The sequence below is a fragment of the Thermomonas sp. genome (assembly GCF_035369645.1).
Lineage (GTDB): Bacteria > Pseudomonadota > Gammaproteobacteria > Xanthomonadales > Xanthomonadaceae > Thermomonas.
The window spans coordinates 19804-42565 of the sequence record NZ_DAOOUM010000002.1 but is presented as its reverse complement, the minus strand read 5'-3'; the positions used below and the strand labels follow the sequence as shown (position 1 = coordinate 42565).

At 59.9% G+C, this 22762-nt stretch carries 22 protein-coding genes and 1 pseudogene; 7 read left to right on the top strand and 16 right to left on the bottom strand.

The genetic code is table 11. The features are described 5' to 3' along the window. From PK789_RS00675 to purB, 8 genes and pseudogenes are all read right to left on the bottom strand, one after another. A complete protein-coding gene (locus PK789_RS00675; protein WP_324306226.1) occupies positions 1-1005 on the bottom strand; it encodes a YhdH/YhfP family quinone oxidoreductase in 1005 nt (334 codons plus the stop codon). Next, positions 1002-1613 (bottom strand): LOG family protein, encoded by a 612-nt coding sequence (locus PK789_RS00670; protein WP_324306224.1) that lies wholly within the window; start codon positions 1611-1613, stop codon positions 1002-1004. The genes PK789_RS00675 and PK789_RS00670 overlap by 4 nt, the downstream gene beginning before the upstream one ends. A 96-nt stretch (positions 1614-1709) precedes the next feature. Beyond that, a complete protein-coding gene (gene lpdA / locus PK789_RS00665) occupies positions 1710-3140 on the bottom strand; it encodes a dihydrolipoyl dehydrogenase (protein WP_324306222.1) in 1431 nt (476 codons plus the stop codon). A gap of 63 nt (positions 3141-3203) precedes the next feature. Beyond that, the gene (gene sucB, locus PK789_RS00660) at positions 3204-4391 is read right to left on the bottom strand and encodes a dihydrolipoyllysine-residue succinyltransferase (protein ID WP_324306220.1); all 1188 of its coding nucleotides are present in this window, start codon (positions 4389-4391) and stop codon (positions 3204-3206) included. 36 nt (positions 4392-4427) lie between these two features. Continuing rightward, entirely contained in the window at positions 4428-7262 is a 2835-nt protein-coding gene (locus PK789_RS00655) for a 2-oxoglutarate dehydrogenase E1 component (protein WP_324306218.1), read from the bottom strand. 150 nt (positions 7263-7412) lie between these two features. Further along, a complete protein-coding gene (locus PK789_RS00650) occupies positions 7413-7913 on the bottom strand; it encodes a DUF7931 domain-containing protein (protein ID WP_324306216.1) in 501 nt (166 codons plus the stop codon). Further along, positions 7913-9118 (bottom strand): annotated as a pseudogene (locus PK789_RS00645) (JmjC domain-containing protein); the annotation flags it as partial. The gene PK789_RS00650 and the pseudogene PK789_RS00645, both read right to left, overlap by 1 nt. Beyond that, a complete protein-coding gene (gene purB / locus PK789_RS00640; RefSeq protein ID WP_324306214.1) occupies positions 9119-10483 on the bottom strand; it encodes an adenylosuccinate lyase in 1365 nt (454 codons plus the stop codon). Between the two features lie 118 nt (positions 10484-10601). Between purB and PK789_RS00635 the strand changes: the two genes are divergently transcribed. Then, positions 10602-11990: a class II fumarate hydratase gene (locus PK789_RS00635; RefSeq protein WP_324306213.1), complete on the top strand. Its 1389-nt coding sequence runs from the start codon at positions 10602-10604 to the stop codon at positions 11988-11990. 133 nt (positions 11991-12123) lie between these two features. Here PK789_RS00635 and PK789_RS00630 read toward each other — a convergent pair whose 3' ends face one another. From PK789_RS00630 to PK789_RS00610, 5 genes are all read right to left on the bottom strand, one after another. Next, on the bottom strand, positions 12124-12825 hold the full coding sequence (locus PK789_RS00630) for a DUF2884 family protein (protein ID WP_324306211.1): 702 nt from the start codon (positions 12823-12825) through the stop codon (positions 12124-12126). Positions 12826-12915: 90 nt separating this feature from the next. Beyond that, complete coding sequence (locus tag PK789_RS00625; protein ID WP_324306209.1) at positions 12916-13968, bottom strand: ABC-2 transporter permease; 1053 nt, start codon at positions 13966-13968, stop codon at positions 12916-12918. After that, positions 13965-14831, bottom strand: coding sequence for an ABC transporter ATP-binding protein (locus PK789_RS00620; RefSeq protein ID WP_503011854.1), 867 nt, complete (start codon positions 14829-14831; stop codon positions 13965-13967). Before PK789_RS00620 ends, PK789_RS00625 begins: the two co-directional genes overlap by 4 nt. Positions 14832-14839: 8 nt before the next feature. Continuing rightward, complete coding sequence (locus PK789_RS00615; protein WP_324306206.1) at positions 14840-15211, bottom strand: GntR family transcriptional regulator; 372 nt, start codon at positions 15209-15211, stop codon at positions 14840-14842. A 3-nt stretch (positions 15212-15214) separates the two neighbouring features. Further along, the gene (locus PK789_RS00610) at positions 15215-15460 is read right to left on the bottom strand and encodes a hypothetical protein (protein ID WP_324306204.1); all 246 of its coding nucleotides are present in this window, start codon (positions 15458-15460) and stop codon (positions 15215-15217) included. A 242-nt stretch (positions 15461-15702) separates the two neighbouring features. On the opposite strand from PK789_RS00610, the gene PK789_RS00605 reads away from it, so the two are divergent. The 6 genes from PK789_RS00605 to PK789_RS00580 all read left to right on the top strand — a co-directional run bounded on the left by PK789_RS00605 (position 15703) and on the right by PK789_RS00580 (position 20538). Further along, on the top strand, positions 15703-16617 hold the full coding sequence (locus PK789_RS00605) for an FKBP-type peptidyl-prolyl cis-trans isomerase (RefSeq protein WP_324306202.1): 915 nt from the start codon (positions 15703-15705) through the stop codon (positions 16615-16617). A 74-nt stretch (positions 16618-16691) separates the two neighbouring features. Continuing rightward, on the top strand, positions 16692-17468 hold the full coding sequence (locus PK789_RS00600; protein WP_324306200.1) for an FKBP-type peptidyl-prolyl cis-trans isomerase N-terminal domain-containing protein: 777 nt from the start codon (positions 16692-16694) through the stop codon (positions 17466-17468). A gap of 79 nt (positions 17469-17547) precedes the next feature. Continuing rightward, on the top strand, positions 17548-18897 hold the full coding sequence (locus tag PK789_RS00595) for a UDP-glucose dehydrogenase family protein (protein WP_324306198.1): 1350 nt from the start codon (positions 17548-17550) through the stop codon (positions 18895-18897). Further along, positions 18897-19127 carry a SlyX family protein gene (locus PK789_RS00590; RefSeq protein ID WP_324306196.1) on the top strand — a complete coding sequence of 77 codons (231 nt, stop codon included), beginning with the start codon at positions 18897-18899 and terminating at the stop codon, positions 19125-19127. The genes PK789_RS00595 and PK789_RS00590 overlap by 1 nt, the downstream gene beginning before the upstream one ends. A 14-nt stretch (positions 19128-19141) precedes the next feature. Further along, entirely contained in the window at positions 19142-19786 is a 645-nt protein-coding gene (locus PK789_RS00585) for a DUF2058 family protein (RefSeq protein ID WP_324306195.1), read from the top strand. Between the two features lie 17 nt (positions 19787-19803). Beyond that, positions 19804-20538 carry a transporter gene (locus tag PK789_RS00580; RefSeq protein WP_324306193.1) on the top strand — a complete coding sequence of 245 codons (735 nt, stop codon included), beginning with the start codon at positions 19804-19806 and terminating at the stop codon, positions 20536-20538. 16 nt (positions 20539-20554) lie between these two features. On the opposite strand, the gene hflD is transcribed toward PK789_RS00580, so the two are convergent. Genes hflD through PK789_RS00565 form a run of 3 tightly spaced genes read right to left on the bottom strand, consistent with a single transcriptional unit; the run spans position 20555 to position 22733 of the window. Further along, positions 20555-21169 carry a high frequency lysogenization protein HflD gene (gene hflD / locus PK789_RS00575; protein WP_324306191.1) on the bottom strand — a complete coding sequence of 205 codons (615 nt, stop codon included), beginning with the start codon at positions 21167-21169 and terminating at the stop codon, positions 20555-20557. After that, the gene (gene mnmA, locus PK789_RS00570) at positions 21166-22272 is read right to left on the bottom strand and encodes a tRNA 2-thiouridine(34) synthase MnmA (protein ID WP_324306190.1); all 1107 of its coding nucleotides are present in this window, start codon (positions 22270-22272) and stop codon (positions 21166-21168) included. The genes hflD and mnmA overlap by 4 nt, the downstream gene beginning before the upstream one ends. Further along, a complete protein-coding gene (locus tag PK789_RS00565; RefSeq protein ID WP_324306188.1) occupies positions 22272-22733 on the bottom strand; it encodes an NUDIX hydrolase in 462 nt (153 codons plus the stop codon). The genes mnmA and PK789_RS00565 overlap by 1 nt, the downstream gene beginning before the upstream one ends. Positions 22734-22762: the final 29 nt, after the last annotated feature.

Sequence of the window (22762 nt, the reverse complement as noted above, 5' to 3'; positions counted from 1 at the left end):
TCAAGCATGAGTTGCGATGTGCACCACGCTGCGGCCTAGCGAATGGCCGGCCAGCATGGCGGTAAATACTTCGGGAAGTTGCTCCAGCGTTACCTCGCGGGTACAGACAGCCTCTAAATTGTCCGGCTTCCAGCAGCTTGCCAACCGCCGCCAGACCTCTTCACGGATGTCGCGCGCGGTGCCGGCCGAGGCCACCCCCAGCAGCGACACGCCGCGAATGATGAAGGGCATCACCGTGGCGTGCAGGTCGGGAGAGGCCGCAAGGCCGCAGCAGGCCACGTTGCCATAGGGCGCGGTCTGCGCGAGCAGGGCGGCCAACATCGGCCCACCGACGTTATCTAGCCCGCCGCCAAAACGCGCGCTATCCATCGGCTTGGTAGTGGACAGCGCCTCGCGCCCCAGCACGTGGTGCGCACCAAGTGCTTTCAAAAAGTCGGCTTGTTCGGGCTTGCCACTGATGGCGTGGACTTCGTAACCGGCCTTGCGGTAGATCGCTAGCGCCAACGAGCCCACGCCGCCACTGGCACCGGTGACTGCCAAGGGGCCGTGCGCCGGCGTTTGCCGGTTGTCTTCCATCCGCAGCAAGCCCAGCGCTGCGGTGAAACCGGCGGTGCCCAGGATCATCGCTTCGCGCAGACTCAGCCCGGTGGGTAGCGGGATGACCCACTTCGCATCCAGCCGTGCATATTCGCTATAACCGCCGTCGCGGGTTTCCGACAGGCCGCTGCCGGTCACCAGCACCGCATCGCCTTCTTTGAAGGCCGCATCGGTGGATGCAACCACATGCCCCGCCACATCAATCCCGCCCACCAGTGGGAATTGCCGCAAAATTTTGCCTTGGCCGGTACCCGCCAGCGCGTCTTTGTAGTTGACCGACGAGTACGCGGTTTTGATCACCACCTCGCCGGGGTTGAGATCATCCAGCGAAAGCCAGTCAATCCCGCTGCGATAGCCAGCGCTATCGTTATGAATGCGGAATGCGCGAAACGAAGTGGGGATGCTCATACGTCCTCCGGTGCCAATTTGAGCTGGCTGCGGCGTTTTTCATCCAGCCATTTATCCGCCTGCGCGGGCACATAGCTGTGCATCCAGGTCAGCAATGCATCGATGTCATGGCCTTGCCACAGATCGTGGCGCTGCTCCGCGTGTAGAAAACGCTCACGCACCATGGTGTCCAGCATGGCCATCAGTGGGTCCCAGAAGCCATTGCTGTCGAGGAAGGCACAGGGTTTCTTGCCAAGGCCCAATTGCCGCCAAGTCAGCATTTCGAACATTTCATCCAGTGTGCCAAAGCCACCAGGCAGGGCGATGAAGCCATCGGCCAGCTCGAACATGCGCGCCTTGCGGGTGTGCATGGAATCCACAATTTCCAGCCGCGTCACGCCCTTGTGCGCGACTTCCCAATTCACCAATTGCTCGGGAATCACGCCAATGACCTCGCCGCCGCCGGCCAGCACCGCATCGGCGACGATGCCCATCAGGCCCACATTGCCACCGCCATACACCAGCGCGATGCCGTCGTGTGCAAGGCGTGCGCCAAGCGCACGGGCGAGGGCGGCATACGCTGGGTCACTGCCGGCATTGGAACCGCAATACACGCAAATTGATTTCATGGGCTGATTATCGCCTGTCGCCAACGCAAACGGCGCACCCAAGTGCGCCGTTTCCACATTTGCGCCCGGCAAGGCCGGAGCGGGGACGCAGCGAAATCAATTCGCCTTGTGGATCGCCCGCTTGTGCACCGCCATCGCCGCATCGTGCACGGCTTCGCTGAGCGACGGGTGGGCGTGGCAGATGCGCGCTAGGTCATCGGCGCTGCCCTTGAACTCCATCGCCAGCACACCCTCGTGCACCAGCTCAGAGACGTTCACGCCGATCAAGTGCATGCCCAAGATGGTGTCGGTTTCGGCATGTGCCAGCACCTTCACAAATCCTGCGGGTTCGGCCATCGCCACCGCGCGACCGACGGCAGCAAACGGGAAGCTGCCTGCCTTGTAGGGGATACCTTCGGCCTTGAGCTGTTCTTCGGTCTTGCCCACCCACGCCAGTTCCGGCTCGGTGTAGATCACGTAGGGAATGGTGTCGAAATTGACGTGGCCGGGCAGGCCGGCGATCAGTTCGGCGACGGCAATCCCTTCCTCGAAGCCCTTATGCGCCAGCATCGGCCCGCGCACGCAATCACCGATCGCCCACACACCATCCACGCCGGTGTGGCAGTGGTCATCCACCACAATTTGCCCGCGTTCATTGAGTTGCACACCGGTGCCTTCGGCCAACAGCCCCTTGCTTGCGGCGCGGCGGCCCACGGCCACCAGCAACTTGTCTACCACCAATTCTTGCGCATCGCCCTTGGCGTCGGTGTAGCTGACGTGCACGCCGTCTTGTTGCACGTCGGTGCTGCTGACTTTGCAGCCTAGGCGAATGTCGAGGCCTTGCTTTTTGAATTCACGTGCGGCCAATTTGCTGACTTCTTTGTCGGCAGCGGCGAGGAAATCCGGAAGACCTTCGAGGATGACGACGTCGGCACCGAGGCGCTTCCACACGCTGCCCAGCTCCAGCCCGATCACGCCGGCACCGATTACGCCCAGGCGCTTGGGCACGGTTTGCAGATCCAGTGCGCCTTCGTTGTCGATGATGTGCTCGCCAAATTTGGCGAACGGCAATTCGATGGAGTCGGAACCGGCGGCGATGATGACGTTGGTGCCCTTCAGTTCGACCTCACTGCCGTCGTGCTGCTTGACCTTCACCACATTGCCCGGCTGCAGCTGACCAAAGCCGTAGAACGCGGTGATTTTATTCGCCTTGAACAGCGCCGCGATGCCGCCGGTGAACTGCTTCACGATGCCATCTTTGCGCGCCACCATCTTGCCCACATCGATCGCTGGCTTTTCAAAGCTGATGCCGTGTTGGTCGAAGATGTGGCCCATGTTCCAGAACTGACGGCTGGAATCCAGCAGGGCCTTGGATGGGATGCAGCCCACACGCAGGCAGGTGCCGCCGAGGGCAGGCTTACCGTCTTTGCCGAGGGCAGCGTCGATGCAGGCGGTTTTCAGGCCCAGCTGCGCGGCGCGGATGGCAGCGTGATAGCCGGCCGGGCCGGCACCGATGACGACGACGTCGAAATTCTGTACTTCGCTCATTAGCATTGATTCCTTAGGTCTGCGCAAACAGGAAGCCCCGCAGGGGCGGGGCTTCGGGCTGGATTACATCCCCAGCAGCATGCGGTGCGGGTTTTCCAACTGGTTCTTGATATCGACCAAGAACAGCACGGCTTCCTTACCGTCGATGATGCGGTGGTCGTAGGACAGCGCGATGTACATCATCGGCGCGGCAATGACTTGGCCGTTTTCGACGATGGCGCGCTCCTTGATGGTGTGCATGCCCAAAATGGCCGATTGCGGCGGGTTCACGATCGGGGTGGACATCAGCGAACCAAAGGTGCCGCCATTGGTAATCGTGAAGGTGCCGCCTTGCAGGTCATCCAGACCCAGCTTGCCGTCGCGCGCTTTCTTGGCGTAAGTGGCAATGCCTTGTTCGATGTCGGCAAACCCCATGCGTTCGACATTGCGCAGCACCGGGGTCACCAACCCCTTGTCGGTGGACACCGCAATGCTGATGTCGGCATAGCCGTGATAGATGATGTCGCTGCCATCCACCGAGGCATTGATGACCGGGTACTTTTGTAGTGCATTGGCGGCGGCCTTGGCGAAGAAGCTCATGAAGCCCAGCTTGATGCCGTTGGCTTTTTCGAACTGCTCGCCCAGTTCCTTGCGCATCTGCATGACCTTGGCCAGGTTGACTTCATTGAACGAAGTCAACATCGCAATCGAGTTTTTCGACTGCATCAGGCGCTCGGCGATGCGGGTACGCATGCGGGTCATCGGCACGCGCTCTTCCGGACGCGCACCACCAGACACGCCAGCGGTTTTGCCACTGGCGTAGTTGACGATGTCTTCCTTGGTGACCATGCCGCGGCGGCCGGTGCCGGCCACATCAGCGGGGTTGACGCCGCTGGTGGTGGCGGTAAAGCGTGCGCCTGGCGGAATGTCGGCGCTGACGGCGGCAGTTGCCGCCGCCTTGACCGGTGCAGCGGCTTTGGGTGCTTCCGCTGCCGGTGTTGCCGGTGCTGCCGGTGTTGGTGCGGCGGCCACGGCACCTTCTTCGATCACCGCAATTACTTGCTGGCTGGTGACAGTGGCGCCTTCGGCGAACTTGATTTCTTTCAATACGCCATCGACCGGCGAGGGAACTTCCAGCACCACTTTGTCGGTTTCAAGATCAAGCAGGTTTTCGTCGCGCTTGACCGCATCACCGGCTTTTTTATGCCAACTTGCGATGGTGGCGTCGGAAACGGATTCGGGAAGAACCGGGACTTTGACTTCGATGGCCATGAGGGCGTCCTGTCGGAATACGTAAGTGAGAAGGGCTTAGTCAGCGTGGAGGTCGCTGGAGAAAGGATTGCTTAGCGCGGCGGCTAGGAACTCTTGCAGCTCACGCAAGTGGTCGGCCATATGGCCCACTGCCGGCGATGGCGAGCTGGGGCGCCCGGCATAGGCCAGTGCTTGCTTGGGTTGCAGGCAGGCACGTAAATGGTGCTGGATTTGGTACCACGCGCCTTGGTTTTGTGGTTCTTCCTGACACCAGATAATTTCAGTGGCGGCGGCAAAGCGCTTCAACTCGGCGGTCAGCTCGGTGCGCGGGAACGGGTAGAGCTGTTCCACGCGCACCAGTGCCACGTCGGTAATGGCTTGCTTTTGCACGGCTTCCAGCAGGTCGTAATAGACCTTGCCTGAGCACAGCACCACGCGCTTGACCTTGTTCGCGGTGGCGGTGGTATCGGGGATCAAACGCTGGAACTGGCCATTGGCCAATTCATCCAAGGACGACACCGCCAGTTTGTGGCGCAGCAGTGACTTGGGCGACATCACCACCAGTGGTTTGCGAGTGGTCATGTGCAACTGCCGGCGCAGCATGTGGAAGGCTTGCGCTGGCGTGGACGGCACGCACACCAACATATTGTCCAGCGCACACAGTTGCAGGAAGCGTTCCAAACGCGCCGAGCTGTGCTCCGGGCCTTGGCCTTCGTAGCCGTGTGGCAGCAGCAAGGTCAAGCCAGAAATGCGACCCCACTTGGCTTCGCCGGCGGCCACGAATTGGTCAATCACCACCTGCGCGCCGTTGGCGAAGTCACCAAATTGGCCCTCCCAAATGCATAAAGTATTGGGGTCGGTGGTGGAAAAACCGTATTCGTAAGCCATCACGGCTTCTTCACTGAGCAGCGAGTCGACGACGGCCACGCGCTCAGGTTTGTCGGTCAGTTGGCGCAGCGGCAGGTAATAGCTGTCGGTCTTTTGATCGTGCAAAATTGCGTGACGATGGGTGAAGGTGCCGCGGCCCACGTCTTGTCCGACCAGACGCAGGGCAAAGCCTTCGTCCACCAAGGTGGCGTAGGCGAGGTTTTCGGCAAAGCCCCAGTCGCCGGGTTGTTCGCCGGCGGCCATCTTACGACGGTCGTCATACACCTTGGCCACGCGCGAATGCAGCTGTACGTCGGCGGGCACGTTGTTGATTTGCGTCGCCAAGGCCTTGAGCTTGTCCATGCCCACGGCGGTGCTGATGGCATCGGAAAGCTTGCCGGCCAGCAAGGTTGGCCAATCCACAAATAAAGGGTCTTGCGCTGTCAACTTCTCGGCTTGCACCACGTCGGTGGTGCACTCGCCGGAATCAAGCTTGTTGCGATAGGCATCGGCCAGTGCACTACCGGCACCAATAGCAATCACGCCGGCGGCTTCCAGCTGCGCGGCATACAGCTCACGGGTGGTTTTGTGCTGGCGGATCACCTGATACATCAAGGGTTGGGTGATCGACGGTTCATCGGCTTCGTTGTGACCGTGGCGGCGGTAGCACACCAGGTCAATGACCACATCCTTGGCAAATTGCTGGCGGAACTCGAACGCCAGTTGCGCGGCAAACACCACGGCTTCAGGATCATCGCCGTTGACGTGCAGCACCGGAGCGCCCACGAACTTGGCGATGTCGGTGCAATAACGCGTGGAGCGGGTGTCTTCCACGTTGGAGGTGGTGAAGCCCACCTGATTATTGACCACCACATGCACGGTACCGCCCACGGTGAAGCCGCGCGCCTGCGACATCTGAAACAATTCCATCACCACGCCTTGGCCAGCAAACGCCGAGTCACCGTGGATCAGGATGGGCATGACCTGCTTGCGCGCGGTATCGCCACGGCGCTGCTGACGCGAGCGCACGCTGCCGGCCACCACCGGATCCACGATTTCCAGATGCGAGGGGTTGAACGCCAGCGCCAAGTGCACCGGGCCGCCGGGGGTGGCGACATCGGCCGAAAAGCCCATGTGGTATTTCACGTCACCGGCAATGGCGTGCTCGTCGTGGTCGAATTTGCCTTCAAATTCGTCGAACAATTTGCGTGGGTTTTTGCCCAGCGTGTTTACCAGCACGTTCAAACGGCCACGATGGGCCATGCCGATGATGACGTCCTTGACACCTGCACTGCCGGCACCGCGAATCACGGTATCCATCAATGGAATCAGTGCGTCGCCGCCTTCCAGTGAAAAGCGTTTTTGGCCGACGTATTTGGTGTGCAGATAGCGCTCCAGCCCTTCGGCGGCAGTGAGTCGCTCTAGCGTGCGTTTGCGGGTATCAGCATCGAGGTTGTAATTGCCACCGGCGGCTTCTAGGCGCTGGTACAGCCATTGGCGCTGGTCGGCCTCGAAAATATGCATGAACTCAGCGCCAATACTGCCGGCGTAGGTGGCTTGCAGGCGCGCCAGCAAGTCTTTGAGCTTCATCCGCGCTTGCCCGGCAACGCCGCCGGTGCTGAACTCGTCATTGAGATCGGCATTGCCCAGATGATGGAAGCCCAAGTCCAAGTCCGGCGGATTGACCGGCGGGGTCATGCCCAGTGGGTCAAGCTTGGCGGCCAAGTGTCCGCGCGAGCGGTACGCGGTAATCAGACGGCCGACATTGCGTTCGCGTTCATCGCCAGTATCGGCGATAACCAGCTGACCACGTGCGGCCAGCTTGCCGGCCTCGGCCACCTGCTCGATGACAGCCGAATGCGGCACATCACCGGCTTCGCGGCCATGCAGGCCATCGAAATACTGTTTCCATTTGCCATCGACACTGTCCGGCGCAACCAGATATTGCTCGTACAGGTCTTCGATGAACGCGCCGTTGGCGCCAAGTTGAGAGGTTTGGGCGAATTGCTTGAGGAGACTGTCCACGGGGTGGCTAGCAACCAAATTTGGGGAGGGAGGGGGGGCCTGCCAATGGCAGAGCAAAAAACTGAATGGAGGCCGCAAAGATCGCGAATTATAGCCCAGTGCGCTGGCTACGACTTGGTTTTGATCTGGAATTAGGCAGGGGAAGGTTCATCAAATACCCAAGGTGCGATATTCGCTGACCACCCGCGCACGCTCCCAAATTTCATCAAATCGTTGTTGCAGCTGGCGCACGCGGGCCCGCTGGCCGGTACTGGCGATGCCCTCAACGCGTTCGCCTTGCGTGCGGGTGTAATAGTCGCCCACATCGTTGGCGAGCATTGCGCTGCGGTCTTCGCGATAGACCGGGTCGTCCACTTCGCGGAACTGGAATACGCTGGGCAAGCGCTGCGCCAGCTCCAACAATTTGGCGTGCGTGGCCTGCGGTGCGGCGGCGTCGTGCAGCAAGATCAATACCTGCCCATCGCGTCCGGCGGTGGCAAAGTCACGCAGCGCGGTCAGCAGATCGGTGTTGTCGAACAACCAAGACTCCAGCGCCAGGCTGCGTATCCAAAGCCGTCGGCGGGCATTGCCAACAATCTGGATGGCGGCCGCAATCGCCGCTGGATGGTCAGTGATGCGGGTCAGGTCGCTGCTGCCGTCGTCGGTGCTCATTCGGCATCCTCCTCGACCAATTGATAATGCCCGGCGGCCAGCAAGGCCATCACAGCATTGCGCCCGGCATCGCTCAAACCCGCATGCAGGCTGGCATCCACCACATCTGCGGCGGCCAGTTGCTGGGCATCTGCGGGCGCAAGCGGGTAGCTGACGCCGCCGGCGTACAGCAACGCATGGGTTGCATCCGCACGATGGCTGCGCCGCCACGCCATGCGTGACCACGGGTGCCGCAGCAGACAGGCGCCTTCGGCAAGTGCTTGCTCGGTGACATCAAGCGACGGCGGGTGATCGGCCGCAACCGGCAGCACCGCGCTGCGATAGGTGGTGATGAATTCGCCAAACCAATCGCCAAAGCGGTCGGGGTCATCCATCTGCAACTGTTGCAAGGCCGCATGCACGCGCTGGATGGCGGCGGCGTCGATCTCATTGGGATCGGCGGGCAAACCGAGGTCGGCATCGGTATAACGCAGTGCGTCGGGTGCATCGGCCGCCAGCGTATCCACGTAATCACCCAGTAACTCGGCCGCTGCCGGCGCGCGCATCCCCACCGAAATGGTCAAACATGCATCCACTGCGACCCCGTGGTGCGGCACCCCCGGCGGCAGGTACAGCATGTCGCCGGGTTGCAGCACCCAGTCGTGGCTGGGATGAAATTCGCGCAGTAATTTCAACTCGACATCATGCCGAAACCCCTGCGGCGGGTTGGCACCGGCGTCGATCTGCCAATGCCGTTGGCCTTGTGCCTGCAACAAAAACACATCGTATTGATCCACATGCGCGCCCACCGAGCCACCACGGGCGGCAAAGCTGATCATGATGTCGTCGATCCGCCAACGCGGCAGGAAATCAAATTGCGCCAGCAACGCGCGCACATCGACATCCCATTTGTCCACATCCTGCACCAGCAAGGTCCAGTCGTGATCGGGCATGCCGGGGAAGTCCTCTTCGGCAAACGGCCCGTGCCGCACCGCCCATGCGTCTTTGGTTTTGTCGTGCTCAATCAAACGCGCCAACACCCCATCCTCGCAGGCCAGGCCGGCGAGGTCTTCAGGTTCAATTGGCGAGACAAAATCAGGGAATGCATTGCGAATCAGCAGCGGCTGTTTCTGCCAGTAGTCACGCAAGAACACCTCGGGCGACATACCCAGCAGCCCTTTGCCGGTGGCGTCGATTTCGAGCGGGGCAGCTTGCGCGTTCAACATTTAAATACTCCGTGCCAAGTGCGCGGCCAACCCGGTATAGCTGCCCGGCGTCATCGCCAGCAGGCGCTGTTTGGGGTCGGCGGGCAAGTCTAATGTTTCGATGAAAGCGCGCATCGTGGTGGCATTGATGTCCTGGCCACGCGTCAACGCTTTTAGTTGCTCATACGGGTTGGGCAGGCCGTGGCGGCGCATCACGGTTTGCACGGCTTCGGCCAACACTTCCCAACTGGCGTCGAGGTCGGCGTTCAAGCGTTCGGCGTTCATGATCAGCTTGTTCAAGCCGCGCTGCAGGGCGTCGAAGCCGATCAACTGGTGTCCAAACGCGGTGCCAAGTGCGCGCAGCACGGTGGAGTCGGTCAGGTCGCGTTGCCAGCGTGAGATCGGCAGTTTGGCGGCGAAGTGTTCAAACAGCGCATTGGCGATGCCGAAATTGCCTTCCGCGTTCTCGAAGTCGATCGGGTTGACCTTGTGCGGCATCGCGCTGCTGCCCACTTCGCCAGCTTTGACCACCTGCTTGAAATAGCCTTGCGAAATGTAGCCCCAGATGTCGCGGCACAAATCAATCAGGATGGTGTCGATGCGCTTGGCCACATCGCTGAGTTCTGCGATGCCATCGTGCGGCTCGATCTGGGTGGTGTAGGGCTGCCAATCCAGATCCAGTGATTCGACGAAATGTTTGGAGAATGCGGGCCAATCCACAGCGGGGTAGGCCACGCTGTGCGCGTTGTAATTGCCCACCGCGCCGTTGATCTTGCCCGGCATCGGCAAGCCCGCCAGCACTTCGCCTTGGCGTTGCAAGCGCGCCACCACATTGGCCAATTCCTTGCCCAATGTGGTCGGTGAAGCGGTCTGGCCGTGGGTACGCGAGAGCATCGGTTGTGCGGCGTATTCGTGCGTCATCGCGCGCAGTTTTTCGATGATGTCATCGAGTTTTGGCAGCAGCACGTCTTGGCGGGCTTGGCGCAACATCAGCGCGTAGCTGAGGTTGTTGATGTCTTCGCTGGTGCAGGCAAAGTGGACGAATTCCAATGCTGGCCCGAGCTCGGCATCGTCCTTGAGTTGTTCTTTGATGAAGTATTCCACCGCTTTGACATCGTGGTTGGTGGTGCGTTCGATCTCTTTCACCCGCGCCGCGTTTGCCACTGAAAAATCATCGGCCAAGGCGCGCAGACGCGCCGATGCGGCATCGGAAAAAGGAGCCAATTCCACGATGCCGGGGTGCGCGGCCAGTGCCAGCAGCCATTCCACTTCTACCTTGACGCGGGCTTTGATCAGGCCGTATTCGGAAAAAATCGGGCGCAGGGCATCGACTTTGCTGGCATAGCGGCCATCGAGCGGGGACAGGGCGGTGAGGGTATCGGACATGGTGGTCTGGCGGGGCTGGGGAGCCGACAATTCTAAACCGTGGCGGGGGTATGCTTGGTTTTTGATCGTCATTCCCGCGCAGGCGGGAATGACGGTTCCTGAATTCAACGGAGGCAATATGGCCAAGCGCACCGCATTCCGCACCGAACACGACAGCATGGGTACCTTGCAGGTACCCGCCAGTGCCTTGTGGGGTGCACAAACGCAGCGCGCCAAGGACAATTTCCATATTTCCGGGCGGCCAATGCCAGCCGCTTTTACCCGGGCGTTGGCGCTGGTCAAGGCGTCGGCGGCGGTGGTCAATGGGCATTTGGGTCTGCTATCGCCCGAACAAAGCGACGCCATTGTGGCTGCGGCTACTAGCATCGCGGCGGGCGCGCATGCCGAGCACTTCCCGATTGACCGTTACCAGACCGGCTCGGGCACATCCTCCAACATGAATGCCAACGAGGTGATTGCGCATGTCGCCTCCACCGCATCAACGCTGGCCATCCACCCCAATGATCATGTCAATTTGGGCCAGAGCAGCAACGACACCATCCCCACCAGCATTCGGGTGATGGCGGCGCTGGAAGCCAAAACCAGCCTGCTACCGGCGCTGGTACAGCTGCGCAAAACCATCGACAAGCGCGCCAAAGCCATAGGCGGCACCGTCAAAACCGGGCGCACCCATTTGATGGACGCGATGCCACTGACATTTGCGCAAGAATTTGGCGCATGGTCGGCGCAGTTGGCCTCGGCGCAGGCGCGCATCGATGACAGCCTGAAGCGCGTGTGCCGGCTGCCCATTGGCGGCACCGCGATTGGTACCGGCATCAATGCGCATCCGAAATTTGGCAAGAACGTCGCCAAGGCACTGGCCAAGGTCAGCGGGGTTAAATTTGAGCAGGCCGCCAACACCTTTGAAGGGCTGGCCGCACAAGAGGATCTGGTGGAGTTATCCGGCCAGCTAAGTACGCTGGCGGTGGCGCTGATGAAAATCGGCAACGATCTGCGTTGGATGAACTCCGGCCCGTTGGCAGGCTTGGGGGAAGTTGAACTACCCGCGCTACAGCCGGGCAGCTCGATCATGCCGGGCAAGGTCAACCCGGTGATTCCCGAAGCGCTGTGCATGGTCTGTGCGCAAGTCATCGGGCTGCATCAGGCCAATACCGTGGCAGGGCAGAGCGGTAACTTTCAGCTCAATGTGATGCTTCCGCTGCTGGCCTGCAATCTGGATGAAGCCATCGGCTTGCTGGCCCAGGCCATGCACGCGCTGGCTACGCATTGCATCGATGGCCTGACGATCCGTAAAGACAAGGTTGCACAGGCGCTGGATCGCAACCCCATTTTGGTAACGGCACTCAATCCGGTGATTGGCTACGAGAAAGCCGCAAAAATCGCCAAGCGTGCGTATGCCGAACAGCGCCCGGTGCTGGACGTCGCGCTGGAAGACAGTGGGCTGGATGAAAAAACCCTGCGCCGCTTATTGGACCCCGCCAAATTGACCAAGGGCGGGATTGCTTGATGTGCCAGCAGCGTCGCCAAGATTAACGCAATGTGTGATGGTGAAGCCTCCCGGATACGGCCATTGGCCTTATCCGGGAGGTGAGCAAACGATGAAACCATCCTGCGATGATTCGCGTTGGCTAGCCATCGGCTTACCCGTGATGGGCATCGTCGCTGGTAACTGCAACACCTTTGCTGCCCTTTTTCCCGCAGTCGTCGATATCTTCTTGCGTCATCGTGGCATAGGGCTTGAATGCGGGCAGGCTGCTGGCAAGAGCTTGTTGACTGCTCAGCAGCGGTGGCAGTTGCTTGCATAGCAGCACTGCCTGGGCTTCGATCTTCTTGCCTTCGGCTTCCATCTTTGCTTCGAAATCCTTCTGGCCTTTTTCGCCACCGAAGATGGCCCCGGCCACGCCTTGCAGCGCGGTACCGGCGATGTCGGCACCTTGCGAGCCAATCGCCATGCCGGCTTCAGCAATACCGATGATCTGCCCGCGATAGGCCAACAATTGTTGGCGCTGGCTGGCATCAAGTGGCGTGGCTTTACCGACAATCAACAAATCCCCTTGGGGGGTGATTTCGGCCTTGGGCAAGCGGCTGTTGTGATGCTCGATCTGTTTGCCGTTGACGTTGATGTTCATATCGCCGTTGAGGCTGATATTGCCTTCGCGCAGTTCCTTGCGCGCTTGTGCCAGCGCTTTGTCCACCTGTTGGCCAATAAAACCCTTAGGTGATGCGTTGGCGGCACTAGGCGGCGTAGGCGGTGCGGGTGGTGCCGGCGGTGCGGGGGGTTGGCTACAAGCAAGCAACGGCGTGCTCAGCAGCAGTGCAAACGAGAGCTGACGAACGTTCATTGGGTGTGTCCTCAAAATTGTGTGATGAAGAGAGTGGGTTGCCGAAGGCCGTTCATGGGCAACAGGTGCGTCATGAACGGCGATTCGATATCAGTTGTCGTCGCGCCAGCGGCGCAGACGGATGGCGACGATGATCATGGCGATGCCTGCCACTGCACCCACCCACAATTGCGGGGTGGCCAGCACGCTGTACATCGCTTGCAGGATGTCCATATGAGTGGGCGCATCCCCATGTGCGAACACCGATAGATCTGCCACATGCATCCAAGTGCCTGGGAAGACGCCCCCTAACAAATGCGCGACCACATTTTTCCAGAACCAACTGCTTTCCAAATTGAAGGCACCCATCAGGTCAAACCAGCTGATGAACACACCCGCAAACACCGGCAACATGATCGCCCACAGAAATGGTTTGCTCTTGGCCCAAGCCGAGCACAGCAACAGCCAGCCAGCACTAGGTAATGCCCACAAGGCGTAGATCGGGATCGCTGCAAGAAACACGCCAGCACTGGCTAGCAGATTGCCAGGTGACCACAACAAGGTGAACGGATTGCCATGATGAATCAGCACGAACACGCTGAGGATCAGCAAGAAGGCGATCATGCAAGCGATGCCTACCGCCAGTGCCAGCACGGGGGCCACCACCAGTGCACTCACGACTTTTGACAGCACCGTGTCGCGATCAGAAACCGGCAGCGATTTCCAAAACAAGACGCTGCGATCTTTGCGCTCGTCATAGAGTGCGCCAAGACAGTAGAAGAACACCACAAAACCCAACACCAGCATTGGCCATAACATGGCGCTGGCGGTGGCGGCACTGGTGCCCTCGGCAAATTTGTGCAGATCGCTGGCACTCATGGTTGAGCTCAATGCACTGAGATCTAAGCCATTGAGAATGACTTCGCCATCGACTTTGATGCCACCGCGCTCGGACACCACCTTGCGCAGGCCCACCTCGGCCATGATCAGCCCCATCAAGGTGAACAACAGCGAGATGCCGCCGGCCCAGATGGGGGCCCAGAAGAAGCCACCCTTGTGTTCCCAATACTCGCGCTTGAGCAGCAATTTCAATTTATGCGTGGCATGCGGTGGTGCCACGGGGTTGACCGGGGCACGGTCGGCCGTTTCAACAATGGCGTTCATGCGTAGGTTCCTTTCATGGTGGCGACGAACAGATCGGCCAAGCCCGGGGTGCGGGTCTCGCCCAGTTCGCGCAGGCGTGCCGGGTCGGCACCGTCGAACAACATCACCGTCTTGCCAAACGGCAGGCTGCGTTCATCGATGGGTTGCAGTGCACGCGCCGCTTCCAGCTTGTCGGCATTGAGCAGTACCTCGGTATAGCGCTCGCCCAAGCTGTCCATTTCGGCATTGAGTGAAATCTTGCCGTCGCGGATGAACATCACATCGGTGAGGATGTGCTCGACTTCTTCCACCTGATGGGTGGTGATGATGATGGTCTTGTCTTCATCGAAATAGTCTTCCAGCAGGCGCTGGTAAAACTGCTTGCGATAGAGGATGTCCAGGCCCAGGGTGGGCTCATCGAGCACCAATAATTTGGCATCGATGGCCATCACCAAGGCCAAATGCAGTTGCACGATCATGCCCTTGGACATTTCGCGCACTTTCAGGCCTGGTTTGAGCTGCGTGCCATCGAGGAAGCGCCAACACTTTTTAGCATCGAAGCGCGGATGCACGCCGCCCACGAATTCGATGGCCTGCGCCACCGTGATCCAACGCGGCAGCACCGCCACGTCTGCAATAAAGCAGACGTCATTCATCAATTCGTCGCGTTGGCTGCGTGGGTCCTTGCCCAGTACTTTCAAATCGCCTTCGAACGGAATCAGGCCTAGTGCGGCTTTCAGAACTGTGGTCTTGCCAGCACCGTTGGGGCCAATCAAACCAAAAATACGGCCAGACGGGATGTCGAAACTGGTGCCATCCAGCGCCAGTTTGTTTTTGTAGGCCTTGCGCAGGCCACGTGCGGAAACAACGGGTGTCGTGGTCATGGTGGTGTTCACTTTGGCCCCCATTTGCGGGCGGGATCCAGCAGTTCTTCGATGAGCAGCCCCAAGCGCTGGATGCGTTCCAGCACTTGTGGCCATTCTTCGCTCAGAAACCGTTCGCGTTCACTTTGCAGCAAGCGCGCGTTGGCGCCATCGGTGACGTACATGCCTAGCCCTCTGCGTTTTTCGACAAGTTGATCGTCTGCAAGCTCTTGGTAAGCGCGCGAGACGGTGATCGGGTTGAGCTGGTATTCGGCGGCAACTTGGCGCACCGAGGGCAGGGCATCACCCGGTTTCAAAATCCCATCCAGCATCATGGCCACAACACGGTCCTTGAGCTGGCGGTAAATCGGAGCGCCATCGCTCCATTCAACAGCGGTCATGGCTTACTCCTTCGGAAGGAAGAAGGAAAAAAACGGCATCCGCACGGATTGGTAAGTACGGCGGGTCACGCCGTGGCTCACTCGTGTGGCAGGGGAGACTTCGCCGACGCCAGTCGCTTGCGAGGTGGTGGCAGCCAAGGTTTGGGAACGCGTTTCCGGCGCGGCCGGCGTGCTGGCCAACAAAGTGACAACCAGCAAAGCGCTACTGGTCAGCATGGCCATCAGGGTGTTGTGGAGCTTGCGGTTCATGGTGAACGTCCTGCTCTGGGTGTTCGGTGTTGTAGGCAACTATAACACTAGATTCTGAGCTGTCAAGCCATGTGATACCCAACTAAAGTCATGCCAACAGGCGGCGAATCGGTGACCAAACTGAACGTCACCCGCAAGGTGATGTGTTAGGCAGGATTGCCCCACGCTGTCTGGCGCATGACAATACGGGGCTATGCCTGCGTCGGTATCCTGCCGCCGTCACTGCCTGGAGATGGAATCAAATGAAATTTGCACCGCGCGCTTTGGCTGTACTGCTGCTTGCTGCCATTGCAACTGGCAGCGTGCACGCGCAAGACGCCGCGCCAGTCAGTGATCGCGACAAAGTGGGCTACATGATTGGCTTGGATGTTGGCAAGTCGATCGGCCCGGGTTTTCAAGATTTGGATTTGGCCGCACTGCAACGTGCGGTGGAAAACAGCCTAGTCAATGGCAAGCCGTTGCTGGATGAAAAGGACGTAAAAGCCACCCGTCAGGCATTGATCGACAGTATCACTGCACGTAAGGCAGGCAAGCCGGCAACCGCTATCGACCACGTCAAGGCTGGGCTGTTGGTGGGGACCAATATCGGCAGCTCGCTGGCCAGCATCCACAACGAATTCGATGTGCCGATGTTCATGCGCGGGGTCAAGGATGCCGGCAACCCGGACACCAAACATGCCTTGGATGATGCCGAAATCGCCAAAGTGCGTTCTGCATTCTCTGCGCACATGGCTGAAGTGAAAGCCGCCAAGCGGGAGGCCGACGCCAAAGCATCCAGCAAACTGGAAGACGATTTCATGGCCCGCAATCAGCAGGTCAAAGGCGTGTTCACCACCCCCAGTGGTCTGCAATACATGGTGCTGCGACAGGGCAACGGCCCCCGGCCCAAGCCCGGCCAGAAGGTTAAGGTCAACTATGTGGGCACGTTACTGGATGGCAAGAAATTCGATAGCTCGTATGATCGCGGTGAGCCGGCGCAGTTTGGTCTGGATCAGGTGATCAAAGGCTGGACGGAAGGCGTTGGCCTGATGCCCGTGGGTGCCAAATATCGCTTCTGGATTCCCGCCCGCCTAGGCTATGGCGAGAAAGGGGCTGGCAGTGATATCCCACCTAATGCCACCTTGACATTCGACGTGGAACTGCTGGGCGTCGAATAAGTCAAAGCAATTTGCACCACGCACGCACGGGCGGCAACAGCCGCCTCACTCAACACCCCTGGAGTTACTGACTGATGAAGCCGTTTGCCCGTACCACCGCGCTTTCCGTTGCCATGCTGCTGGCGCTGTCCGCCTGTAAGGCCGAACAAAAGCCGGTCGATGTGTCCGCCGACAAAACCGAAGCCGGCAAAGCGGCAACCGACAAGACCGGCATCCCCGGTTTGCCCACTGAGAAAGAGCAAGTCAGCTACACCATTGGTATGGCGATGGGTAAGCAATTGTCCGAGATCAAGGGCGAGGTCAATATCGACACCGTGGTCAAGGCGCTGCGCACGCAAATGGCGGGCGAAAAAGTCTTGGTGACCGACGAACAAGCACAAAAAATCATGCAGGACTTCGGCCAGAAGATGCAGGCCAAGCAACTTGCAAAAATGATGGAAGAAGGCAAGACCAATCTGGAAAAGGGTGAAAAATTCCTGGCTGAAAATGCCAAGAAGCCGGGCGTGGTGACCACCCCCTCCGGTTTGCAGTACCAAGTGCTTACCGCCGGCAAAGGTGCCAAGCCCAGCCCCACCGATGGCGTGAAAGTGAACTACAAGGGCACCTTGCTGGATGGCAAGGAATTTGACAGCTCCTACAAGCGCGGCGAACCGGCGGTGCTGCCGCTGAATGGCGTGATCCCGGGCTGGTCGGAAGGCTTGCAGTTGATGCAAGTGGGCGGCAAATACAAGTTCTGGATTCCAGCCAAGCTGGCCTATGGCGAACAAGCGCCGCCGATGATTGGCCCCAATCAATTGCTGGAATTTGAAGTTGAGTTGCTGGATATCGTCAAGCCGCCGGCGGGCAAGTAATCCACCGTTTGGTGTGCTAATTATCGCCCGTGGCGTGCCTTGAACGGCACGCCCGGGCGTTGTGTTTTGGAGGGGTGGAATGCGCGTTTGTATATTCGGAACCGGCTATGTGGGCTTGGTCACTGGTACCTGTTTGGCCGAAGTCGGGCATGACGTGTTGTGTGTCGATACCGACGCCGCCAAAGTCGAGGGCTTGAAGAACGGCAACATTCCGATTTATGAGCCCGGCCTAACCCCGATGGTGCAAGCCAATCATGCCGCCGGTCGGCTGCATTTCACCACCGATGCTGCGCAAGGTGTTGCCCACGGTGACATCGTATTTATCGCGGTGGGGACACCGCCCGATGAAGACGGCAGCGCCGATTTGAAATACGTGTTGGCGGTAGCACGCAGTATCGGCCAGCACATGCAGCGGCAAGTGGTGGTGGTGAATAAATCCACGGTGCCTGTGGGCACGGCGGACAAAGTACGTGCTGCGATTGCCGACACACTGATGCAGCGCAATATGGACATCGCATTTGATGTGCTGTCCAACCCCGAATTTTTGAAGGAAGGCGCTGCGGTGGAAGACTGCATGCGCCCCGATCGCATCGTCATTGGCGGCAACAATCTGGCCGCGATTGAAATACTGAAACGCCTGTACGCACCGTTCAATCGCAATCACGACCGCATCGTGACGATGGATGTGCGCTCGGCAGAGCTGACCAAGTACGCGGCCAACGCGATGCTGGCCACCAAAATCAGTTTCATGAACGAGATTTCCAACATCGCCGAGCAAGTGGGCGCGGATGTGGAAATGGTGCGCAAAGGTATTGGCTCGGATCCGCGCATCGGTTGGCACTTCATTTATCCCGGTGCCGGCTATGGCGGTTCTTGCTTCCCCAAAGACGTGCAGGCGCTCGCTAAAACTGCGCAGCAATCCGGTGTGCAGCCGCGCTTGCTGGACGCGGTGGAGGCTGTAAATGCCGCACAAAAGGGGCATGTGTTTGAGTTGATGGTGCGCCATTACGGTAGTGTCGAGGCACTGCGTGGCAAGACCGTGGCCTTGTGGGGTTTGGCGTTCAAGCCCAATACCGACGACATGCGCGAAGCGTCCAGCCGGCGCTTGTTGCAGCAATTGTGGGACGCGGGCGCAACGGTGCGGGCCTATGACCCGGAAGCGATGCCCGAAACCGCCCGCATTTATGGCGAACGTGCCGATTTTGTACTGTGCGATTCTGCCGAAGCTGCGTTGCAAGGCGCGGATGCATTGGTGGTGATAACGGAATGGAAGCAGTTCCGAAGCCCCGACTTCATCAAAATCCACGCCACACTGGCCGATGCGGTGGTGTTTGATGGGCGCAATCTGTATGTGCCGGAAGATGTGGAAGCCGCAAACCTCGCCTATTACGGGATTGGCCGTGGGCGCTCGCTGCGCAGGTCATGGTGATGCACTCGTCGCTGGAACAACGCATCATCGATCTGGAAATGCGTCTCGCATTCCAAGAGCATGCCTTGCAAGAACTCTCCGATGCCCTAGCCGCCGCACGCAGTGAAGAAGCACGCAATGCGTTGCTACTGCACCGGGCGCTGGATGAACTCCGCCAATTCCGCAGCGCGATGGCAGCATCTCCTTTGACCGTGGATGCTGCCAGCGAGCCGCCGCCTCCGCATTACTGACGACTGATGGTTCTATGAGTAATTCTCTACGCGACCAATTAAAAGGGCTGGGTTTTAAGGAACCCGCCAAACCCGCACCGAAACCTACTGCCACGTCGGCAGTGCGCCCCGGTGCGCGGCCTGCACATGCCTCCGGCAAGCCGCGTCCGGCACAGCCGGGCAACTCTGCGCCGCAGGGTCGCAAGCCGGAGCCACGCAAGCATCCAGCACGCAATCATCAACCGCGCAGCCGCGAAGACATCGACTTGGCCAAGGCGTATGCGATCCGTGCGCAAAAAGAAAAAGACGAACGCATTGAAGCCGAGCGCATCAAACAGGAAGACGCTCGCCTGCGTCGCGAGGCGAAGGCAAGGTTGGAAGGCTTTCTGAAAGACAAGGCGCTCAATGCAGCCGATGCAGAGCATGTGCGGCACTTTGAATATGGCGGCAAGATCAAGCGTATCCATGTGACCGTCGAGCAATTGAAGGCGCTCAATGCCGGTGCGCTGGGTGTGGTGCAAATGAACGGGCGGTATTTGTTGGTGGAGGCTGCGGTGTTGGCCGAGGCCGCAACCATTTTTGCGCCTTCGGTGGCGTTGCAGGTGGACCCCAATGCGCCTGCTGCAGACGACCCTTATGCAGACCCGCAGTATCAGGTGCCGGACGATTTGACGTGGTGAAGTGCGGCGCAGCGTGGGTGCTGCTCCTCCTAGCGCTGTTGGTTGCGCCTGCGGGACACGCGCAAGACGCGGCCGCCGCATTTGATCGCCCCGGGATGGGGTTTGCCAGCAGCACCTTGCCGCGCGGAGGTATCGCTTGGGAGCAGGGCCTGCCGGATGTCAGCTTCTCGCATGATGGCGATACGCGCAGCCGGCAATGGCTGGCCGATAGCCTGCTGCGCTTGGGTTTGACCGACACCTTGGAATTGCAATTGGGTGCCGATAGTTACGGCGGGTTGCGCACGCAAGATGCCAGCGGGCATTGGCAAGCACATGGCATGGGTGATAGCCGGATTGGCCTGAAGACGGCGTTGCCCAGCCGCTGGGACGCGCTGTCATGGGCGCTGCTGGCCACGGCGAACTTGCCCACCGGGCGCGCGCCGCTGGGGGGTGGGCAACGCGGGTATGACTTGGGTATCACGGCGCAGTGGGCATTGGCACACGAACGCAGCGTGGCGATTTTCATAGATCGCAGCATGGGGGCTGCACGCGGCTGGATGATTGCGCCCAGTGTGGGTTACGCCATCAATCAAGATTGGGGTGGCTATGTGGAAGCCGGCATTGGCACCGGCGCACAACAAGGCCGCCAACTGGGAACCGGACTGACATGGCAACCATCGCCGCGTCTGCAATGGGATATCTCGGTGTTACGCGGGGTGGCCGGCGCACCGGATTGGCAGGCGGGGTTGGGGGTTTCGTGGTTTGTTCCGTAGGCCCCACACGGCACGGCTAATGGGTGATGCGTGCGTCGATTGCCGCTGCCATTTGCCGGCGCGCAAACACGAAATCCCATAGGCTGCCGCCCATTTGCCGCCACAACACCGCTGCACGCAACGCCGCCAACAGCAGGGCGCGGATCTCGGCCACCACCCCCGCTTGTCCAAGGTAGTGCGGGTTGCCTTGCACCATCACGCGCGGGCGCAGATTGCTCAAACTATCGGCATACAGTTTGGCCAGCGCGGTAATGACATCGCTGTGGGTACTCCCCAATTGCGCGGCAGTAGGTTGCAATTGACGCAAGCGCGTTTGCACCTGGTCTAGCATCGCGCCATTGCGCACAAAGCGGCGCTCCAGTTGCATCACCGCCAGTGCCAGTTTGCCCAGTGCTTCATCTTTATTGCCATTGGCAAGGTAGTCGCGCAGTTGATGCAAGCCGGTGCGCAGTGCTGCGGTGTTACCAAACACGGCTTCGGTTGTGCTGGCGTCGATGTGAAACACGCTGTCTAAGGAGACTTGCACTTGGTTGCCGTCGGACTGGCCAGTGTCGGCGATGCGACGCACTTGCGCCAACGCCTGCAACAGACCCGCCAAGGCCAGCACGCGGTCGTCGATGGGGTTACTCATGGGTGGGTTCCGGGAACGGGGGCATCGGTGGTTGCAATCACAGCACCACCCAGACAGACATCGCCATCGTAAAGCACCAGCGATTGACCGGGCGTGACTGCGCGTTGCGGACGCTCAAATTGCACCACCAGCGTGCCATCGTCCTGCACGGCCACGGTGCAGGCTTCGTCTGTTTGCCGGTAGCGGGTTTGCGCGGTGCAGGCAAACCGCGTTGTCGGTGGATTGCCGGCAACCCAGTGTGCGGCCTCGCTGCGCAGCATTTGTGATTGCAGCCACGGGCTGTCATGGCCTTGATCGACATACAAAAAATTGTTGGCCACATCTTTGGCCACCACAAACCACGGCGCTTGCGGGCGGCCACGCACGCCGCCGATGTGCAAACCTTCACGCTGGCCCAAGGTGAAATAAAACACTCCCGGATGTGTGCCGATGCGGGTGCCGTCGGGGGTGCGCATCTCACCTTCACGCGCGGGCAAGTACTGGGCCAAAAAACTGCGGAAATCGCGCTCGCCTATGAAGCAAATACCGGTGGAATCTTTTTTGTCAGCGGTGCGCAGGCCGTGCGCACTGGCGATCTGGCGAATGTGGTGTTTGTGCAGCTCACCCAATGGAAAGCGCGTGAATGCCAGTTGCGCCTGCCCCAATTGATGCAAAAAATAGCTTTGATCTTTGCTGCGATCGACCGCGCGCAGCAGCCGAAACCGCCCATCCTGCGCATCCACGCGGGCGTAATGACCGGTTGCGATGGCCGCAGCGCCCAGCTCACGGGCGGCATCGAGGAAATGCTTGAATTTGATTTCACGATTGCACAGTACATCCGGGTTGGGGGTGCGCCCGGCGGCATATTCGGCAAGGAAATGCTGAAACACGCCATCCCAATATTCGTTTGAAAAGTCCCGAAAGCGAATAGGGATGCCCAGTGCGCCGCACACCGCCACGGCATCGCGGCGGTCGTCCTCGGCGCGGCATTCGCCGCTGCCATCGTCGGCCCAGTTCTGCATGAACAACCCGATGACATCCAGCCCCGCATCGCGCAGCAGCAGGGCGGCGACGGAGGAATCCACGCCGCCGGATACACCCACCACGATCTTGTTCGCCGTCATCACAGATGTTGCACAAGGGCCAGCGGGTGGCGACTGCCGCCCAGATAATCGGCCACCACCTGCCAAACCAAAGGGCTGCGATGACGTGCGGCTTGCGCCTGCAATTCCTGCGGGGTCAGCCACAAGGCCTGCACGATGCCTGTGTCCAGCACCGCGTTGGGGATTGCATCCACGGGCTCGGCAATAAACGCCACCCGCAGGTAGTGCTTGCCGGTTTCAGGGGCCTGCCATTGGTACAGGCCCAGCACATGGGTGATACGCACGTTCCAGCCGGTTTCTTCGCGGGTTTCGCGCAGGGCGGCTTGTAGCAGGCTTTCGTCGGGCTCCAGATGCCCCGCCGGCTGATTGATGACCAATGCGCCATTGGCCAGCTCTTCCACGCACAACAGCCGACCATCGCGGACCACCACTGTGGCCACGGTGACATCGGGTTGCCAAAAACGTGAGGGTTGCACTTGCATCGGCCTATTGTCCCTGTTGCCGCCGATAT

Bases quoted from the DNA above. Each gene is read 5' to 3' on its own strand.
- PK789_RS00675 (WP_324306226.1), bottom strand. From the start codon at position 1,005: ATGAGCATCCCCACTTCGTTTCGCGCATTCCGCATTCATAACGATAGC.
- PK789_RS00670 (WP_324306224.1), bottom strand. From the start codon at position 1,613: ATGAAATCAATTTGCGTGTATTGCGGTTCCAATGCCGGCAGTGACCCA.
- lpdA (WP_324306222.1), bottom strand. From the start codon at position 3,140: ATGAGCGAAGTACAGAATTTCGACGTCGTCGTCATCGGTGCCGGCCCG.
- sucB (WP_324306220.1), bottom strand. From the start codon at position 4,391: ATGGCCATCGAAGTCAAAGTCCCGGTTCTTCCCGAATCCGTTTCCGAC.
- PK789_RS00650 (WP_324306216.1), bottom strand. From the start codon at position 7,913: ATGAGCACCGACGACGGCAGCAGCGACCTGACCCGCATCACTGACCAT.
- purB (WP_324306214.1), bottom strand. From the start codon at position 10,483: ATGTCCGATACCCTCACCGCCCTGTCCCCGCTCGATGGCCGCTATGCC.
- PK789_RS00635 (WP_324306213.1), top strand. From the start codon at position 10,602: ATGGCCAAGCGCACCGCATTCCGCACCGAACACGACAGCATGGGTACC.
- PK789_RS00630 (WP_324306211.1), bottom strand. From the start codon at position 12,825: ATGAACGTTCGTCAGCTCTCGTTTGCACTGCTGCTGAGCACGCCGTTG.
- PK789_RS00625 (WP_324306209.1), bottom strand. From the start codon at position 13,968: ATGAACGCCATTGTTGAAACGGCCGACCGTGCCCCGGTCAACCCCGTG.
- PK789_RS00620 (WP_503011854.1), bottom strand. From the start codon at position 14,831: ATGACCACGACACCCGTTGTTTCCGCACGTGGCCTGCGCAAGGCCTAC.
- PK789_RS00615 (WP_324306206.1), bottom strand. From the start codon at position 15,211: ATGACCGCTGTTGAATGGAGCGATGGCGCTCCGATTTACCGCCAGCTC.
- PK789_RS00610 (WP_324306204.1), bottom strand. From the start codon at position 15,460: ATGAACCGCAAGCTCCACAACACCCTGATGGCCATGCTGACCAGTAGC.
- PK789_RS00605 (WP_324306202.1), top strand. From the start codon at position 15,703: ATGAAATTTGCACCGCGCGCTTTGGCTGTACTGCTGCTTGCTGCCATT.
- PK789_RS00600 (WP_324306200.1), top strand. From the start codon at position 16,692: ATGAAGCCGTTTGCCCGTACCACCGCGCTTTCCGTTGCCATGCTGCTG.
- PK789_RS00595 (WP_324306198.1), top strand. From the start codon at position 17,548: ATGCGCGTTTGTATATTCGGAACCGGCTATGTGGGCTTGGTCACTGGT.
- PK789_RS00590 (WP_324306196.1), top strand. From the start codon at position 18,897: ATGCACTCGTCGCTGGAACAACGCATCATCGATCTGGAAATGCGTCTC.
- PK789_RS00585 (WP_324306195.1), top strand. From the start codon at position 19,142: ATGAGTAATTCTCTACGCGACCAATTAAAAGGGCTGGGTTTTAAGGAA.
- hflD (WP_324306191.1), bottom strand. From the start codon at position 21,169: ATGAGTAACCCCATCGACGACCGCGTGCTGGCCTTGGCGGGTCTGTTG.
- mnmA (WP_324306190.1), bottom strand. From the start codon at position 22,272: ATGACGGCGAACAAGATCGTGGTGGGTGTATCCGGCGGCGTGGATTCC.
- PK789_RS00565 (WP_324306188.1), bottom strand. From the start codon at position 22,733: ATGCAAGTGCAACCCTCACGTTTTTGGCAACCCGATGTCACCGTGGCC.